General features: G+C 65.5%; 18 protein-coding genes and 2 pseudogenes. 10 read left to right on the top strand and 10 right to left on the bottom strand.

All coding sequences use genetic code 11. The features are described 5' to 3' along the window. A pseudogene (locus tag ACFE99_RS14130) lies at nucleotides 1–354 on the top strand (hypothetical protein); the annotation flags it as partial. Between the two features lie 61 nt (nucleotides 355–415). On the opposite strand, the gene ACFE99_RS14125 reads toward ACFE99_RS14130, so the two are convergent. Further along, complete coding sequence (locus tag ACFE99_RS14125) at nucleotides 416–835, bottom strand: hypothetical protein (RefSeq protein WP_375486262.1); 420 nt, start codon at nucleotides 833–835, stop codon at nucleotides 416–418. After that, nucleotides 828–1,625: a ParA family protein gene (locus ACFE99_RS14120; RefSeq protein ID WP_375486260.1), complete on the bottom strand. Its 798-nt coding sequence runs from the start codon at nucleotides 1,623–1,625 to the stop codon at nucleotides 828–830. Before ACFE99_RS14120 ends, ACFE99_RS14125 begins: the two co-directional genes overlap by 8 nt. A gap of 1,305 nt (nucleotides 1,626–2,930) precedes the next feature. On the opposite strand from ACFE99_RS14120, the gene ACFE99_RS14115 reads away from it, so the two are divergent. From ACFE99_RS14115 to ACFE99_RS14100, 4 genes are all read left to right on the top strand, one after another. Next, on the top strand, nucleotides 2,931–3,209 hold the full coding sequence (locus ACFE99_RS14115; RefSeq protein WP_375486258.1) for a hypothetical protein: 279 nt from the start codon (nucleotides 2,931–2,933) through the stop codon (nucleotides 3,207–3,209). A 138-nt stretch (nucleotides 3,210–3,347) separates the two neighbouring features. Then, entirely contained in the window at nucleotides 3,348–4,208 is an 861-nt protein-coding gene (locus ACFE99_RS14110; RefSeq protein ID WP_375486256.1) for a hypothetical protein, read from the top strand. A 110-nt stretch (nucleotides 4,209–4,318) separates the two neighbouring features. After that, a complete protein-coding gene (locus ACFE99_RS14105) occupies nucleotides 4,319–5,035 on the top strand; it encodes a ParA family protein (protein ID WP_375486254.1) in 717 nt (238 codons plus the stop codon). After that, a complete protein-coding gene (locus ACFE99_RS14100) occupies nucleotides 5,035–5,901 on the top strand; it encodes a ParB/RepB/Spo0J family partition protein (RefSeq protein ID WP_375486264.1) in 867 nt (288 codons plus the stop codon). Before ACFE99_RS14105 ends, ACFE99_RS14100 begins: the two co-directional genes overlap by 1 nt. Nucleotides 5,902–5,958: 57 nt before the next feature. On the opposite strand, the gene ACFE99_RS14095 is transcribed toward ACFE99_RS14100, so the two are convergent. After that, nucleotides 5,959–6,249, bottom strand: a complete 291-nt coding sequence (locus tag ACFE99_RS14095; RefSeq protein ID WP_375486252.1) for a hypothetical protein — start codon at nucleotides 6,247–6,249, stop codon at nucleotides 5,959–5,961. Between the two features lie 123 nt (nucleotides 6,250–6,372). On the opposite strand from ACFE99_RS14095, the gene ACFE99_RS14090 reads away from it, so the two are divergent. From ACFE99_RS14090 to ACFE99_RS14075, 4 genes are all read left to right on the top strand, one after another. Further along, entirely contained in the window at nucleotides 6,373–6,525 is a 153-nt protein-coding gene (locus ACFE99_RS14090) for a hypothetical protein (RefSeq protein ID WP_375486250.1), read from the top strand. A gap of 132 nt (nucleotides 6,526–6,657) precedes the next feature. After that, nucleotides 6,658–7,803 (top strand): MacS family sensor histidine kinase, encoded by a 1,146-nt coding sequence (gene macS / locus ACFE99_RS14085; protein ID WP_375486248.1) that lies wholly within the window; start codon nucleotides 6,658–6,660, stop codon nucleotides 7,801–7,803. Beyond that, nucleotides 7,796–8,458 (top strand): response regulator, encoded by a 663-nt coding sequence (locus ACFE99_RS14080; RefSeq protein WP_375486246.1) that lies wholly within the window; start codon nucleotides 7,796–7,798, stop codon nucleotides 8,456–8,458. The genes macS and ACFE99_RS14080 overlap by 8 nt, the downstream gene beginning before the upstream one ends. A gap of 184 nt (nucleotides 8,459–8,642) precedes the next feature. Next, the gene (locus tag ACFE99_RS14075; RefSeq protein ID WP_375486244.1) at nucleotides 8,643–9,185 is read left to right on the top strand and encodes a hypothetical protein; all 543 of its coding nucleotides are present in this window, start codon (nucleotides 8,643–8,645) and stop codon (nucleotides 9,183–9,185) included. A 40-nt stretch (nucleotides 9,186–9,225) separates the two neighbouring features. Here ACFE99_RS14075 and ACFE99_RS14070 read toward each other — a convergent pair whose 3' ends face one another. After that, a complete protein-coding gene (locus ACFE99_RS14070) occupies nucleotides 9,226–10,569 on the bottom strand; it encodes an acyltransferase (protein WP_375486242.1) in 1,344 nt (447 codons plus the stop codon). Nucleotides 10,570–10,600: 31 nt separating this feature from the next. Here ACFE99_RS14070 and ACFE99_RS14065 point away from each other — a divergent pair, with 31 nt between their 5' ends. After that, the gene (locus ACFE99_RS14065; RefSeq protein ID WP_375486240.1) at nucleotides 10,601–10,768 is read left to right on the top strand and encodes a hypothetical protein; all 168 of its coding nucleotides are present in this window, start codon (nucleotides 10,601–10,603) and stop codon (nucleotides 10,766–10,768) included. Here the strand turns inward: ACFE99_RS14065 and ACFE99_RS14060 are convergent. The 6 genes and pseudogenes from ACFE99_RS14060 to ACFE99_RS14035 all read right to left on the bottom strand — a co-directional run. Next, the gene (locus tag ACFE99_RS14060; protein ID WP_375486238.1) at nucleotides 10,752–11,042 is read right to left on the bottom strand and encodes a YiaA/YiaB family inner membrane protein; all 291 of its coding nucleotides are present in this window, start codon (nucleotides 11,040–11,042) and stop codon (nucleotides 10,752–10,754) included. The two genes, ACFE99_RS14065 and ACFE99_RS14060, sit on opposite strands and share 17 nt — an antisense overlap. Before the next feature lie 471 nt (nucleotides 11,043–11,513). Continuing rightward, a complete protein-coding gene (locus ACFE99_RS14055; RefSeq protein WP_375486236.1) occupies nucleotides 11,514–12,335 on the bottom strand; it encodes a DUF2637 domain-containing protein in 822 nt (273 codons plus the stop codon). Nucleotides 12,336–12,675: 340 nt separating this feature from the next. Next, nucleotides 12,676–13,134 carry a lipoprotein LpqH gene (locus ACFE99_RS14050; RefSeq protein ID WP_375486234.1) on the bottom strand — a complete coding sequence of 153 codons (459 nt, stop codon included), beginning with the start codon at nucleotides 13,132–13,134 and terminating at the stop codon, nucleotides 12,676–12,678. Nucleotides 13,135–13,411: 277 nt separating this feature from the next. Beyond that, a complete protein-coding gene (locus ACFE99_RS14045) occupies nucleotides 13,412–13,756 on the bottom strand; it encodes a septum formation family protein (RefSeq protein ID WP_375486232.1) in 345 nt (114 codons plus the stop codon). Between the two features lie 54 nt (nucleotides 13,757–13,810). Beyond that, a complete protein-coding gene (locus ACFE99_RS14040) occupies nucleotides 13,811–14,071 on the bottom strand; it encodes a DUF4190 domain-containing protein (protein WP_375486230.1) in 261 nt (86 codons plus the stop codon). Nucleotides 14,072–14,389: 318 nt separating this feature from the next. Continuing rightward, nucleotides 14,390–14,792: pseudogene (locus ACFE99_RS14035) on the bottom strand (DUF4333 domain-containing protein); the annotation flags it as partial.

The raw sequence follows: 14,792 nt of genomic DNA, 5'->3' as shown, positions 1-14,792 counted from the left end.
GGCGCGCAGGCTGGCGTGTACCCACACGGGCTTTCGCCATGGGTGGGCGTGGAGGTGCGCTCCTGCGGGCACTGCGAGGTGATGATGCCCGGATGCCGGTACACGCTTGACGAGATCCGTTGCCGCATCCCGGATTTGCCCTGGCGGCGCGCCCGCGACGCCTCTTCGCTGTATGCGGCGTGCGCCGGGTGCGCCGTCGCGGTGTCGAATCTCGGGGTGCAACGCGGCGCGCACCTGGGCTATGTGGTCACCGACGGCCAGTCAGCACAGACCACGCCGTTTTGTTGGCGGCAGGCCCGCTGGGTGCTACTGGATCCGGCCGGTCACATGGTCACCGCGCGGGTGGCGGCGTGATGCGCGTCCGGAATCTGGAATCGGCGTCGGTTTACCGGGTAAACCGGTGCGCAGAGTGTCGCTATGCCGAGCGGGCCGAACTCGTGCGTCGCTTGCGTGCCGCCAACGCTTCTTCGATGAGGTTCGATGCGAAGTCTTGCGCGGTCAAGAAAACGTCGTCGCGTTTGGCCTGCACCCAGGCCTCGCGGAGCTTCGCCGCTGTCGTGGCTCGCAGCCGCAACGTGCGAGGGGCGGCCTCGGGGATGTCGTCGCCGACGCTCGCAGCGGTGGCCGGTGCGCTGATCGGCCCGGGCGGTGACGACCGCGAGGGCGGCGCGCTCACCGAATCAGCCTGCGGTGCGGTGCGCGCCGGCGGATCGGTCAGTGGGTCGGTTGCCGGTGCCGGCTCAGGGGCGGGCGCGTTGTGCGCGGTGGGCCGGGTCTGCGAACCGTAGGTCGAGAGCATCCCCAGCACCGCGGCCGAGGGGTCTTTCTTAGCCACGTCGATGCCTTCCCCGCTGCCGGCGCCCGGTGTCGACGCGCTGCATCACCTCGACGGTGAAGTTGGCGTACGCCTGCGCCAGATCGCTGTCAGCGCCCACGTCACCGAGGACGCGCTGGTCGCTGATCATGCGTTCGGCCGCGGTGCGTTTGGGAATGACCGCCTCGAACAGGGGCAGGTCTTCACCTTTCAACGCCGCCAACGTCTTCTGGCTGATCAATGTGCCCGTCTCGTACTTGGTCAACAGCACACCCAACAGGTCGGCGGACAGCACTTGGGCTTTGCGCAAAATGGCCGACCACTGCAGAAAGCTGCGGACCCCGCGGATCCCCCACTTACTCGCGTCGCACGGGATGATCAGCCAGTCCGCGGAGTTGAGTCCGGTGATGACCAACTGGCCCAGGTTGGGTGGAAGGTCGAGCAGGATCGCGTCGTAGGCGGCGTACACCGGTTCGAGGGCCATGGCCATCTGGTACTCGCGCCGGTGCAGCATCACCAACTCCTGGTCGAGCTGCGCAACCGCGAGCGTGGAGGGCAGCAGATCGAGGTTGTCGATACGGGTACTGCGAATGACCTTGGCGATGGGTGTTTCGTTCTTGATCAAGTCATAGAGGTCGAATTCGACGTCGTCGTCCGGGTCGAACATCGACGTGGTGTTGGCCTGTGCGTCGCAGTCGACCAACAATGTCCGCCAGCCACCGCGCGCCAGGCCGGCCGCGAGGTTGGCGGCGGTAAACGACTTACCGACGCCGCCCTTGTGGTTGGCGATCGCGATGACCTCTGCGTCCAAGACGCCACCTCTCTGCTGTGACCGATGTGACAAATGTGACTACCGAATTACACCACTTGCCGCGCCCGCTTCCGGTGATCAGGTAACAGCGTGTTGCGGCCACGAGGTCGCGGTGTCATCAGGCGACACCGTCACACCGACGCGTGGTGACCCGGTCATCCGATCACCCAGTGATGCGATTGGTGCATCACGACGTCACTGGAAGATCGAGTGAGGCAGTCATCATGTCGCGTCGTCGCCGTGGGACCGAGTGATCTCGTCATGCGCTCACCCGATCACATGCTCATGCTGCGACGGCGCCGCGCGATCACCGCGTTGCGCCGCCACCAGATCACTGCGTGTCCCTGTCACAACATCACACTGAGGCGCCATCACGGGATGACTGCGTCGCACAGTTGCCGCGCGACGCCGTGATCCGATCAGGCGCTCACCAAAAGACGGAGCGACCCGATGACGTGGTGACCGCGTCACGCCGCGAGGACATCACAGTGTGATTTGGTGACGCGATCACCTGCGACGGGCGGAAGATGCTTTTAGCCTTTAAACCCGGCCATGCACACTGCCGGTTTACCGGGTAAACCAGCCCCAAGAATCGAACATCGGAGATTGGTGTCCTACACCGTCCCAGGTGCAGAACATCGGGCGCCGGGCGGAATCAGATGTCCCTAGCCGCATTTCGGTTTACCCGGTAAACCGGGGTGAAGGCCCGACGCTGGTTTACCGGGTAAACCGGCGTCGGGCGCGCCTTCGCCGCCGACCGACGCGCGCAGCCTAGGGGCCTGCCCTGAATCGGCCGACGCACTGGTGAGCCGTTGCATGCGGGCCATCGGGTCGGCGGGCAACACCAGCTATCGGGAGCCGAAGCCCGCCTTTGACGACGCAGCCGTCCGAACCAATGGCTCCCGATACCGGCGTGGCGATTCGACTGCGGGCGGCGGCGTTTCGCACTGCGCATCGGTTCGCTGCGCAGTGCGGCCCAAACCCGAGGCTCGCGCATCCTGTACCGATCCAAGTCAGGGCAATGTTTCTCATAGAGCGCGGTATGCACACGCACCCGCGCGAAACTCTGTCAGGGCCAAATGGCCGCCGTCGTCGGCACCAGCACCAACAGAAGGTGGTCTTGCGGTCGGGCCCGGGCGGCTTCAGCACAGGTGCCCAGCGCAGTCCTGCGCAAGTCGACGTTCAGCCGCGCGGCATAGCGCGCGACGGCGCCGCGGGGAGCCGGCGGAAAAACATACGATCTTCCAGGTGAATACAGCCACGGAGGCCACGGCGCGCAATGACCCGATTTTCAGGAGGATTCGCGTGGACGGTCACGAAACCTGCTTCATCGTGCGTGGTAATAAGCCGCCCGATCCGGTGATCACCCTCGGCGACCAGCGCGGCGAACTCGAGATCCGTGCGCCCGCACGGACTTCCGCACTGCGACGCCGGCCACTGACGTGCCGACCGCTACCGGCGGATCGGAACGTCAGTGGCAGCGACGTCGAGATCCGCTACTGCGCTGCCGGACCGGCAATGCTTACCTATATCGGCGGGAGTGCTATGCGCATTCGAGCACTGCCTGTGATCGGCGGCGAATAGGCTTGGCTCGCCGCCACATTCACTCGGTGACCCGCACCCAGTGCGGCCGGGCAAACCTCGGTGGCGGCGACGCGACGCGAAACATGTTGTCCGACGGGCCTACCAGCCCTCGCCATCCGTCAGTGAAATACTGACACCGTGGCCACTCGTCCCAAGGTGAACCGATTCGAGGCGGCGCGGGCGATCGAATTGATCGCACGACGACGAGCCAAAGTTGACGACCGCAACCGCGAGAGACTGCCCGACTCACCGGACGCCGATCCCCGCGAAATCCTCGACTACCTCAGACGATACAGCGGCCCAGACATTCCACGGTGGGTGTTGCAGGCAGAGGTCTGCGACGCACTGACCCTCAACAACTGGCTGTGGTGGGAGGACCGCCGACGGGAACTGCACTTCCTTAAGGCCGGCCGCGATCGCGGACTGTTCCTCACGCAGCTGGGCGCCCAGGTGGGCGTCGGTAAGCAGGGAGTGCTTGACCGCATCGACCGGCTCGAGGCGTTATTGCGCTATGACCGCCCGGACGAAAAGATCACCCGCGACGCACGACGCTCCCAGCGCCAGGCGGCCCAGCGAACCGACACCGAGCACCAGTGGCTCAAACACCACCGTGCACAGCTGATTTCGCTGATCACCGGCTTGGTCGAAGCGGCCGAACGCTACCAGCGCGACGACGAGCAACGAGAGTGGCTCGACGAGCTGGAAGCAGACGCCCGCGACGACGAACTCACGCCGGCCACCATGGTGATCCTGGGCCTGGCGGCCGCCGAGTTGCGGACCGCTCCGACGGTCCTCGCCCTCGAGGGCACCCGACCCTGCGCGGTGCACATACTGTTAGCCCGCGCCGAGGCGCTGCGCAGCCAGTTCGCCGGCTTGGGCGCCAAGACCGCCGTAAGCAACGCGATGCCCTTCATGCACGCCGAGCAGAACAGCGACGCGCCGGAAGAGTACGGAGTGCCGAGCGGCTCACCACCATTGACTGTGCGGTTTACCCGGTAAACGTGGGTGTGTCGTGATGCGGGTGGCCACCGCGACCCGTAGAGTGCAGGTGTTCCCGTCCGAAGTACTCCGCGCCGCGCGGGGGAAGCATACGGAAGGTCTTGTATTTCATGCCCGTTCACGTTCTGCTCAACCAGAAGGGCGGGGTCGGCAAGAGCACCATCACCGTCAACCTCGCCGCTGTCACCGCCGACGTACTCACCAGCGGCGACACCGCCGACGCGAGATCGCCGGTGGCCGCGGTGTCCATCGACCCGCAGGGCTCGGCAGTGTGGTGGGCCAGCCGGGTCAGCGACCTTCCATTTCACATCGTCGAGGCCGCTGGCGATTCCGATGGGCTCTACCGGCTGCGCGAGCTGCCCGGCATCCGGCACGTCTACGTCGACACCCCCGGCTGGATCGACTTGGCAGGCAACGACGACAGCTCCGACCCGCTGGGCAGGGGACCGGGAGCCGACGCCCTGCGCGCTGTGCTCGAGGTGGCCGACCTGGTGATCGTTCCGCTGGAGCCCGAGCCGTTGTCGTTCGACCCCACTGCCCGCACCATCCGCAAAGTCATTGAGCCGCGCAGTCTTCCCTACGTGGTGGTGATCAACAACTGGGATCCCCGCGACGGCCGACCCGACCTGGAGCAGACCCAGGAGTTCGCCAGAGAAAACAAATGGCCCCTGGCGCACACGGTCATTCGGCACTACAAACTGCATGCCCGCGCCAGCGCCGACGGCCTGGTGGTTACCGAATACCACCCCAGCCGGGTGGCGCTGCAGGCCCGTGAGGACTTCTACAAACTAGCGCTGGAACTTTCGACGTGGGCAGGGGGCCGATGATGGCACGCGGACAGCGCACCAGCCTGGCCAGTCTCGCCGGCGCCGTGGGCGAGCACTCGCCGGTCGACCAGCCCAACTCGGGCCACCCGAGCAGATCTGTGCCGCTGTCGGAGCTGACTGCCAACCCGCACAACCCCCGCGACGACGTCGGCAACCTCGACGACCTGGCCAGCATCGCCGACATCCAGCTGCAGCCTGCGGTGGTCGTCAGTCGGGGGGCATATCAACGGCTTTACCCCGAGGAGGAGATCTCCACCCGCTGGGTTGTCATCAACGGATGCCGACGCTTGGCGGCGGCCCACAAGTACGGCCGCGGCGACCTCGAGATCATCGTCAAAGACGAGATCGCCCGGGACAGGGCCACTTTGATCACAGCCGCGATCAGTGAAAACATCGACCGCACCGACTTCGACGTGCTCGAAGAGGCCCGCGCGGTCGAGGAGCTCGTCCGGGAGTGTGGCAGCGGTGACGCGGCGGCCGCACGACTGCGCAAGACCAAAGGCTGGGTGTCCCAACGGCGCGCGCTGCTGTCTCTTGCACCCGAACTGCAGGTCGCGCTACGACAAGGGGAGATGGCGATCCGGGTCGCGCGCTCGATCGCGCGGCTGCCGACCGAAGAGCAGGTGGCGGCATGGCTTGCTGCCCAACAACAAGCCGAAGAGCAAGCGCGCGAGGAGCATCCGCAGGCGCGTGATCGCAGCGGTCAAGCGACACCGGGTCGCACCCGCATCATTAGCCGCGCACTGGCCCAGTTTGACTCGCAACCGCAGTTGCTGGCCGACGCCCTGCGGCGCTACTTGGGTGATGACGGCGTGCGCATGTTGATGCGCGTGCTCGAAAATGGATCACCGCACGAGAGCGGCTGAGCACCCAGGGGCCGTGAGCGATCGGCCATGTGGGCGATCGCCCTGGGCCGCGGCGGGTCAGTCCGCTTCGGCCTCGATGGCCTCGAGCGCGGCGGCGATGATGTCCCACAGCCTGCTGTTGGTGCGCACGTAATACACGCGCCGTGAGTCGTCGGGGCGTTCCACTTCGAGCATGCCCAGCTCCACCAGACGCTTGAGTTCTTCGAGCACATTGCTCGGTGAGGCGTGTTCGATGCCGCGCGGCTCGGACTGGAAGAACCGTCCCTTCGGATGCTGCAACACCCACGCCGCCACGGCCAGCCGGCACTTACGGCCGAAGAGCAGCTCACTGGCGCGTGTCGCGTCCACACTTCGAGTATCCACCTTCTACTATCTAGAATCTAGAAAGTAGAACTTAGATGCTTGACTCTAGAGACTTGAACACTGCCCCGACGGGCGCACACGGACCTTCGACGACGTGAGGAGCAGCAGGTGGGATCCGAGAACCGGCGGCTTACCGAGTCCATCCCGGTGCGCTTCACCAAGGCAGACAAGATCGAGCTCGCTCGCGAAGCCGAACGGCGCGGGCTGACGATCCCCGAGCTGTTGCGCGAAGCCTGGTTCAGCGTGCGCGCCGCCTCCTGACACCCAACTAATCGCCTACCGGCAGAGCCGGCACCTGGATCTTTCAGCCGCCCGAAGGTCCGGAGGACGTCACCGCCGAGTCCGGCATAACAAGCGCTGAACACGCCCCTGGCCCGCACTTATGCTGGGCCGGTGGCGACTCGCGGTCTGGACCCAACTGTGCCGCTGTGGCGCGCCGCGCAGGTGTTTCGGCTGTTGAGTTGCATCTACGCGACGGGCTTTCAGATCGCCATCAACCACGATCTGCGCCGACCGGCGCTGGGCTGGGTGCTTTTCGCGTTGCTGATCAGCTGGAGCGCAGCTTGCGCGATCGCGTACCTGCGCGGGTTCGGTCGCACACCGCGCTGGGTGATCGCCGAGCTGCTCGTCGTCGTGTTGCTCATGTCGTCCAACAAAGTCGTGGCGACGCCCCTGTGGGCGGCCGACAACCAGACCTGGCCGACGACGTTGTGGGCCAGCAACCCGACGATTTCGGCCGCGATCCAGTTCGGCCCGGCCGGGGGGATGCTGGCAGGCGTGACGGTGATCGCCACCAATTTCGCCGTCAAGAACTACCTCGCCCTCAACCTCGGGCACAACGCCACCGTCATCATCGAGCTGGCCATCGGGATGGCGATCGGTATGGCCGCACAGACCGCGCGGCGCGCCCACGACGAGTTGCAACGAGCCGCCCAACTGTCGGCCGCAGTGCAAGAACGTGAGCGGCTTTCTCGCGAGGTGCACGACGGAGCCATCCAAGTGCTGGCGCTGGTCGCCAAGAAAGGCCACGAAATCGGCGGTCCCACAGCGGAACTGGCGGATTTGGCCAGCGAACAAGAACGCGCGCTGCGGCGCTGGCTGGCCTGCACCGACATCGACCGCGACGGGGACGCCCAGACGATCGACCTGCGTTCGCTGCTGAGCTGCCGAGAGTCCGACCTGGTGTCGGTGAGCGTGCCCGCAACGCCGGTGCCCTTGGGGCGGGGGATGGCCACGGAGCTCGACGCGGCGGTGGGCAACGTCCTGGACAACGTGCGCGCCCACGCCGGTCCCGGTGCGCATGCGTTCGTCCTGGTAGAAGATCTCGGCCATTCGGTCCTGGTCAGTGTCCGCGACGACGGTGTCGGCATCGCCGCCGGCCGGCTCGAGGAAGCGGCCCGGCAAGGACGCCTCGGGATCGCGAAATCGATTGTGGGACGGTTGACGTCGCTGGGCGGTAGTGCCGAGCTGCACACCGCTCCAGGGGAGGGAACCGAATGGGAGCTGTGTGTGCCGCGCCGGGACGGGCGCCATGACTGACGACATGGCGCCGACGGTGATGGTCGTCGACGACCACCCGATCTGGCGCGACGCGGTTGCCCGCGATCTGGCTGACGACGGCTTCACCGTGGTCGCCACCGCCGACGGCGTGCTCGCCGCGCAGCGCCGGGCGGCGGCCGTCAAACCCGATGTGGTGCTGATGGACATGCGCCTTCGCGACGGCGACGGCGCGCAGGCGACCACCGCGATCCTGGCGGTGTCACCGTCGTCGCGGGTGCTGGTGCTCTCGGCTTCCGACGAACGCGCCGACGTCCTGGAGGCCGTCAAGGCGGGCGCCACCGGATATCTGGTGAAAAGCGCCTCTAAGGCTGAGCTCGCCGACGCCGTCAAAGCGACCGCCGCAGGGCGGGCGGTGTTCACCCCGAGCCTGGCGGGGCTGGTGTTGGGCGAATACCGGCGCATCGCGCACAGCAAGGACCCGGGGCCGAGTCGCCCTACCCTGACGGAGCGGGAGACCGAGGTGTTGCGCTACGTCGCCAAAGGACTGTCCGCCAAGCAGATCGCCCAAAAGCTCTCGTTGAGCCACCGCACCGTCGAAAACCACGTCCAGGCAACGTTTCGCAAGCTTCAAGTCGCCAACCGGGTGAAGTTGACCCGCTACGCCATCGAGCACGGCCTGGACGACGAACCTTAACCACGCTAGAACCGCCGTCGATGGGCATCGCCTGGGAACCGGCGTATCCGTCTGATACGCCGACAGATTCGTGGGGCCTGAGGTTCCTTGCCAGAAAACAAGTTGCGTGCAACCAAAGTTGGGAATAAGCAGGTCGAAACGCCACCATTTCCGTAGCACGGGACAATTCGAGGTTAGCCCACTAATGTGCCCATCAGCTGAGGCCGACGACGCGCAGGCCAAGTTCGCGGCGGATGTGCTGCGAGACTTGTTGGGCTACATCGCCGAAGGCAACGACGAGGGAGAACGACCCTACTGGGTGACCCATGCCTGGACCGAGGGACCGCTGATGTATTTGGTGTACAAAGCGCCGCCCGATGAGAGCCTGTGGGGGCTTGTGCGCGACACCAGGGAGTCGCTCATCGATCCCGGTCCGTGGCAAGCGATGGACAACGCGGCGTACTATTACTACCTGCTCGATCTGCAAGAAGGCTGGTACTCGCCGACTTTCCCCGATCCCGTTGAACCGGACACGATCGAGTGGCGCGGACATCCGGCCTGCGCCGAGGCGCCGAAGCGCCCAGCGGACATCCCGAAGGCGTATCGATATACGCCACCGGCGAACGCGGCGTCCTCGGTCGATCGCGACCGAACCCGGGTGGTCAACGAAGCTCGCCGATATGCCGACCCGCGCACCGTCGACTGGTGCCAAAGTCACGTCGAGCACCCACCCGGCCCGGATCCCTAAGCCGCTGCGCAGATCCAGATGTGTCCAGCACGTGCATGGTTCACCGGGCGCGCATCGGATCGGAGACTTGCCGGGTCGCTGCCGGCAGGTGGGCCCTTCGTGTCGCGGCCAGCGCCCGCGCTGTCAGCAGCGCGGTCACCATCACGGCAACGTAAAGCAAGCCGTCGTCTTTGAGGCCCCACCTGATCGCGGCCAGGGTGGCCACCCCGGCCACGCACAGCAGCACGCCGATGGCGGTGCCGCGCCCCACCGAGGTGATTGCCGGCGCGCCGTCCCACCCGGCTAGCGCGTTGTTTTCCATGGGCCGCAACGCCACGAACAGCACCGCCACCACGGCGACCATCATCAGAAGCTGGGCGGCGCTGATCGCGAGGAAGTCGTGCCGGCCGGGGTAGCGAGGCCAGCCGAGCCCGTCGAAGAGCAGGTGGACGCCCAGCAGCGCGGGTATGTGCCATAGGTAGAGGGTCATCGCTCCGGAGTTGCCGACCGCGGTCCACCACCACACGCGGGGCCGCCGGGCCCAGCGGCCGATCGCCGGGGCGGCGGCGATCGCCAACGCGCTCAGGGTGATTGCGTGCCCGGCCAGCAGCAACGACGGTGGGCTGGTGTTGGACAGGTGGTGGTCGCCGGTGCCGACCATGCTGATTTCGTAAGGCCCCCAACGCAACAGCGCGAGATCGACGACGAACAGGGTTCCCGCTACGGCCAGCGCGGCACGGCCGGTCACCAGCCGGCGCCTATAGGCGACGCCGAACATGGCCGGAATGAGCCAGACTGCCAGATTCAGGTAACCCAGCGGCGCCGCGGCCGGCCAGTGCAGCCGGGCGGCGTCGATTGCCGCGATCGCTCCGTACACCACGGTCACACCCGCGCCGAGGCGGGCGGTGCTGCTGATCAGTGACAGCACCGGCATCGCGGCCAGCACCAGAACGTAGGCGCCCAGGAACCACAGCAGCTGAATGCTGACACCGGCAACCGGTTCGTAGACGTGTTGGGGCACAAGCCAGTACAGCGCGGTAAGCGCAACCGCCCAAAACCCCAGATAGTAGAACACCGGCCGGAACAGCCTGGTGCAGCGTTTCATCAGCCAGCCGCCCCAGTTGGTGCCCGGGCGCCACGACGACACGCAGTCCGCGGCGCCGGCGAAGAAGAACAGCGGCATGATCTGGAAGATCCACGTCAACGCCTGAAAAAACGGGGATGTGGTGAGCAGGTTGTCCCAGATCAGGACATGATCGCTGATGATGCTGATCGCCATGAGCGTGTGGCCGAGCACCACCGCGGCCAGCGACACGATCCGGATGACGTCCAGGACGCGGTCACGATCGGCCGGAGTGCGCGCCGCCAGCTCAGCGGCGTCGGGGAAACCCAACAGATTTGTCATGGGGTCGCAGGTCCCTTCTATAGGAGATGATGTGAAAGTGGTTGCGGCGCTGCCGAGAAGCCGATCCCGACGGGAGTCGATCACCGGCAAGGTGCTGCAACGGTTCTGCTTCAACGCCAGCCTCACCGATGGGCAGCGCCGCTGGCTCGAGCTGTTTGTGGTGCGCCGGTGGAGTGCAGTACTTACGTCGAGGTTGTAAACGGGTCGTATTCGGCCAGCAGCTTTTCCACGCGCGCTTCGTCGAGGCGGACACGCACGGTGGCGGCTTCCTGCTGGTCGCGGATCACCTTGGCCAAGGTGAACGCGCTCGAGACCAGGAACAACACAGTGATCCCGAGAAACAGGCGCTGCCAGGGATCAAGCGGAAGGAAGAAGATGCCGCCGAGCGCGGTAAGGAAGCTCAACCCGAACGCGGCAGCTGCCTGGACGAAAAATGCGGTGGTGTTCTTCGGTGTGCCATTGGGAACTGTCATGCCGGCAACGATGCTGCACCACACGGCTGGTCGGGATCTGTAAGACTACTCAGATTCGCTGAGTATTTGCCCGTGTCCACGGCAACACACGCTGGCCGGTGCGATGGACCAGCCTATGGTGGGTTTTCCTGGAAGCCGGCGGTCGGGTGCTAGGCATAGTTGCAGCGGGCTCCGGCGACGCAATCGCACCGCTGGCTTCAGGCTATCGGGGACCAGCTCTGCTCTCGTGGCAACAAGTTTCGGCGCTGCACAGCACCAGACCCGGCCATCCCGTTAAGGCCCTTGAAATATCTGCGAATCCGCCGTCAACAAGGCCGACCGTTCAACAGGCCATAACCTCAACGTCGCCCTTCCATCAGTTGGGACAAAGACGGTGGCGTTGGGGTCATCACCCGCCGGCGGGTTAGCTCCAGCGCCCCGCCGCGAGCCTTACCAGGGCCCGGTAGGTGAACACCGCTGCTACCGATTGCCTTATCCGGTCAGGCTTTCCGCGCCCGCAAGAATGCGGCCCACGGTGCTGTGGTGGACTTCCAGGCGCCGCCCGATGGTACTAGGTGGCGTGCCGGCGGCGTGCTCCGCCAAGATAGCGGCGACGATCTCGGGGTCTTTTGACGTGACCCCGCTGCGGACCAGCTCGTCGGCGGTCGGCTTCCAGCGCAGCAGACTCGCCGCGTCTACCGACTCGTCTGCCGCATCGGGAACCGCACTCAACGCGGGCTCACCGTTCGCCGTGGAAGCATGCGGCGCGGGGGAGGCGGCGGCGTTGTCGTCCGGTACGCCATCACGCTGCACCGCAACCCGCCCAGGGGCACCACCCGGTTGCCCCGACGTGTGGGTCTCACCGGACGTGCCAGCGCCAGAATACACACCAGGGCGCGACGCCGAGCATGCCCGGGATGGGGGAGTGAGCGACAACAGCGCCAACGTGGACTGTGCAATGGACACGTCGATTGCGCACGGCCACAACCACGCTCGGCCAGGGCGCATCCCTAACATCACCGCCAGATCCCGAAGCGCATCGAACGACAGCACGAATGCACAACCTGCCAGCATGACGGTCATCGCCAGTGCACACCAATACGCGAACCCGAGCGGTCGGGTCCTCACGAGCAAAGCGACCGAGTGTGTCGAACCGAGCAGCACCGCCGGCGGCACGACCGCGGCCGCCGCCGACAGCGCAACCGTAGCCGCCGGCGCGCTGAGCACCGCGTGGGTGACGTTGCCCGCCACCGACGCTCCGGTGGCCACCGTCAGCCACAACCAAAAAAACCGCACCGCACCGCGCGTTGTCATCTCGGTGGCTTCACTGCCACTAACCATCCGCACCCTTTCCATGACTCACGAGTCACCCTGTTGCGCAGATGCTTGCAGATCGACGCATTCGCCTCGGGACAGCTCTTCCCGCCTGAGCCGGGATCGCCCAACGCAACCGCACCGCTGCCTTCAGGTTATCGGGGATCAGCTCTGGTCTCGCGCACAAGTTTCGGCGCTAAAGGCGCAGCGCACCGGCCACCCCGGTGAACCCGTTGAGATCGGTGGATGCGAGGTCGACACAGCGATGGTCCGAACAGCCATGACTCGACATCGCCGCGTGTACTTACCTACCGAGCCGAACCTGTCGTCGTGCACCGACTCACGAGCGCGGTGGGCAGGTGAACTCGAGATCGAATGGCTCGGACATGTTTCCGCCGCCGGCAGGGCTAGGACCTGTTGCAGTGCCCACGATTGTGTACGTCGATCCGGTCTTGGTGACGGTCGGGCGCGGGTCACCATTTGAGTCGTTGTACATCAACGGGACCTCATCGACCGCGCCCAACACCAGACTGATGAGTCTGGGATTGTCTCCCTCGCTGAGGGTCGCGGCGATACGGTCCTGGTCGCTGCCGACGTTGGCGAACACCATATTGGCCGCGGTCACGCATTCCACATGGTTTTCGACGTGGCGCGGCTTACCGTCGACGACGACTTTGACGATGCTCGCTGCACCAGAGCCCGGAGCACCCTGGTTCGTCTTCGAAGCACCCGAACAGCCCGAAACTATAACAGCGACAAGCGCCGCACCACCAAGGACGGCCACCCATCTGCCGTTCACCGGGTTCTCCTCATGTCCAACGCAGAGTAACCCACCACGAGGGGCCTAGTAGTGGGCAACGTGATCCGTTGTGCCACGCGCATCGGCTGATCGACAGATTGGTCACCTCGCGCGGGCCGCGTTGTCTGCCTCGAATCCCACTTCGTCGGCGACGCCCGCCGCCCAACCTCGACTGGTGTACATCCCAATCAGATGGGCCTCCAGCAGCGTTGCGGCGCAATCTCTTTCGCGCAGGAAATGTCGGCGCGGCCCCTCTCAGGGCGGTGATGGAGCGAAACTATTCCTTGATCGAACCCGTTCGGCCGCCGGGGAACCGGGCGATACAGGTCAGCGAGTGGTCGCCGTTTTCCCACGTCTGCTCGGTGGGATACAAGTAGTAGTAGTGAAAGGTGTCTGAGGCAGCCACCGACGGTGCGTACTTCTGCAGTAGCGGTACACATTCGCTGCGATGCCGGCGCACCTCGTCCTCTCCCGGGTACGACGGCAAGGGGAGCAGCGGTACGACGCCGAATACTTCGCCGTCATGCCGTTTGTCACAGCTGACCGTGTCGAGCCGCTCGACACGGTCCTCCGATGAGATGGTCCCGATGCAGTCTCCGGGTTGGAGCTCAGTTGCGCGCACGGAATGTTCACCGCTGGTGGTGGCGATAAGCACTGCGACCGCGATGATTACAGCTCAGGCTGCTGACAACGCCAGGCCGACAACGGCCAGGCCGCGTCCTGCGCGCTGCCCGCCCTTGGTCTGTCGCAGCCCGATGATGCCCGCGACCACAGCGAGCAGGACGGCACCGAGAATCCCTGCGACAAGCGAGGTGACGGCCCAGCCGCTGGTTCTGCGCACCGGTGGGGCAGACCACGGCTGCGGCGCGCCGTACGGCTGCGGCGGTGGGCCTGCGTAGCCGTAATAGTAGGGAGGCGGTTGGCCGGGCCAGGTCATGTGAACCACCTTGCAACAGGCCAAGTTTTCGGTTCGCGCTGGTTCTTGGTTGTGCAGTGCCGGATGCCGTGCCGCATCAGACCAGATGCCCGCGACGAAGGCGTTGGCGCACGGCAAAAGTATCGCCTCCAGCGTCGTGCTCGTGCGGGTTCGGGCAGTGTGCGGAGCAAGCCCGAGCCTCCGTCAAAGGCGAGGCATCGAACCGCTGAAGACCTTGGGGAACGGCCATTAACACCTTCCTGTAATTGCCGGCGACCAGCGGCGGGGCGGCCAGCCACGCGAAGCTGTCCGTCACGGCGGCTTTTGTTATACGGAACGCTATTTGGGATGACCTACTTCGTAGGTGCCCGAGTCGTCTTTGAAGGTGACGGTCACCAGCCGTTTCGTGTTGTCGATGCTCACTTCGCAGGTGAAGGTGTCACCCTTTTTGATGGTCGGATTTCGGCCGTCGTTGCACTTGACGTCCTTGACGTTTTTGGCGCCGTAGCCGATGGCCTCGTCGGAGAGTATTTACTGCACTCCCGCTTCAGCTTTGTGGACGTTGAGTTCTCGGGTGATGAAAAAGCCCGGCGCGGCGAATCCCAGGATCAGCACCACCACCACGACGGCGGCGGCGACGGCGGCGCCTATGAGCACCAAGCGCCTTGGGCGCCGGGACACCCGCGGTCCATAGGGGCGCATACCCGGCGGCGGCCCGTATGGACCCGGCGGCGGGGGATAT

The organism is uncultured Mycobacterium sp., assembly GCF_964249325.1.
Lineage (GTDB): Bacteria > Actinomycetota > Actinomycetes > Mycobacteriales > Mycobacteriaceae > Mycobacterium.
Note: the sequence above shows the minus strand (reverse complement) of the source record. Positions and strands in the feature narration are given on the sequence as shown.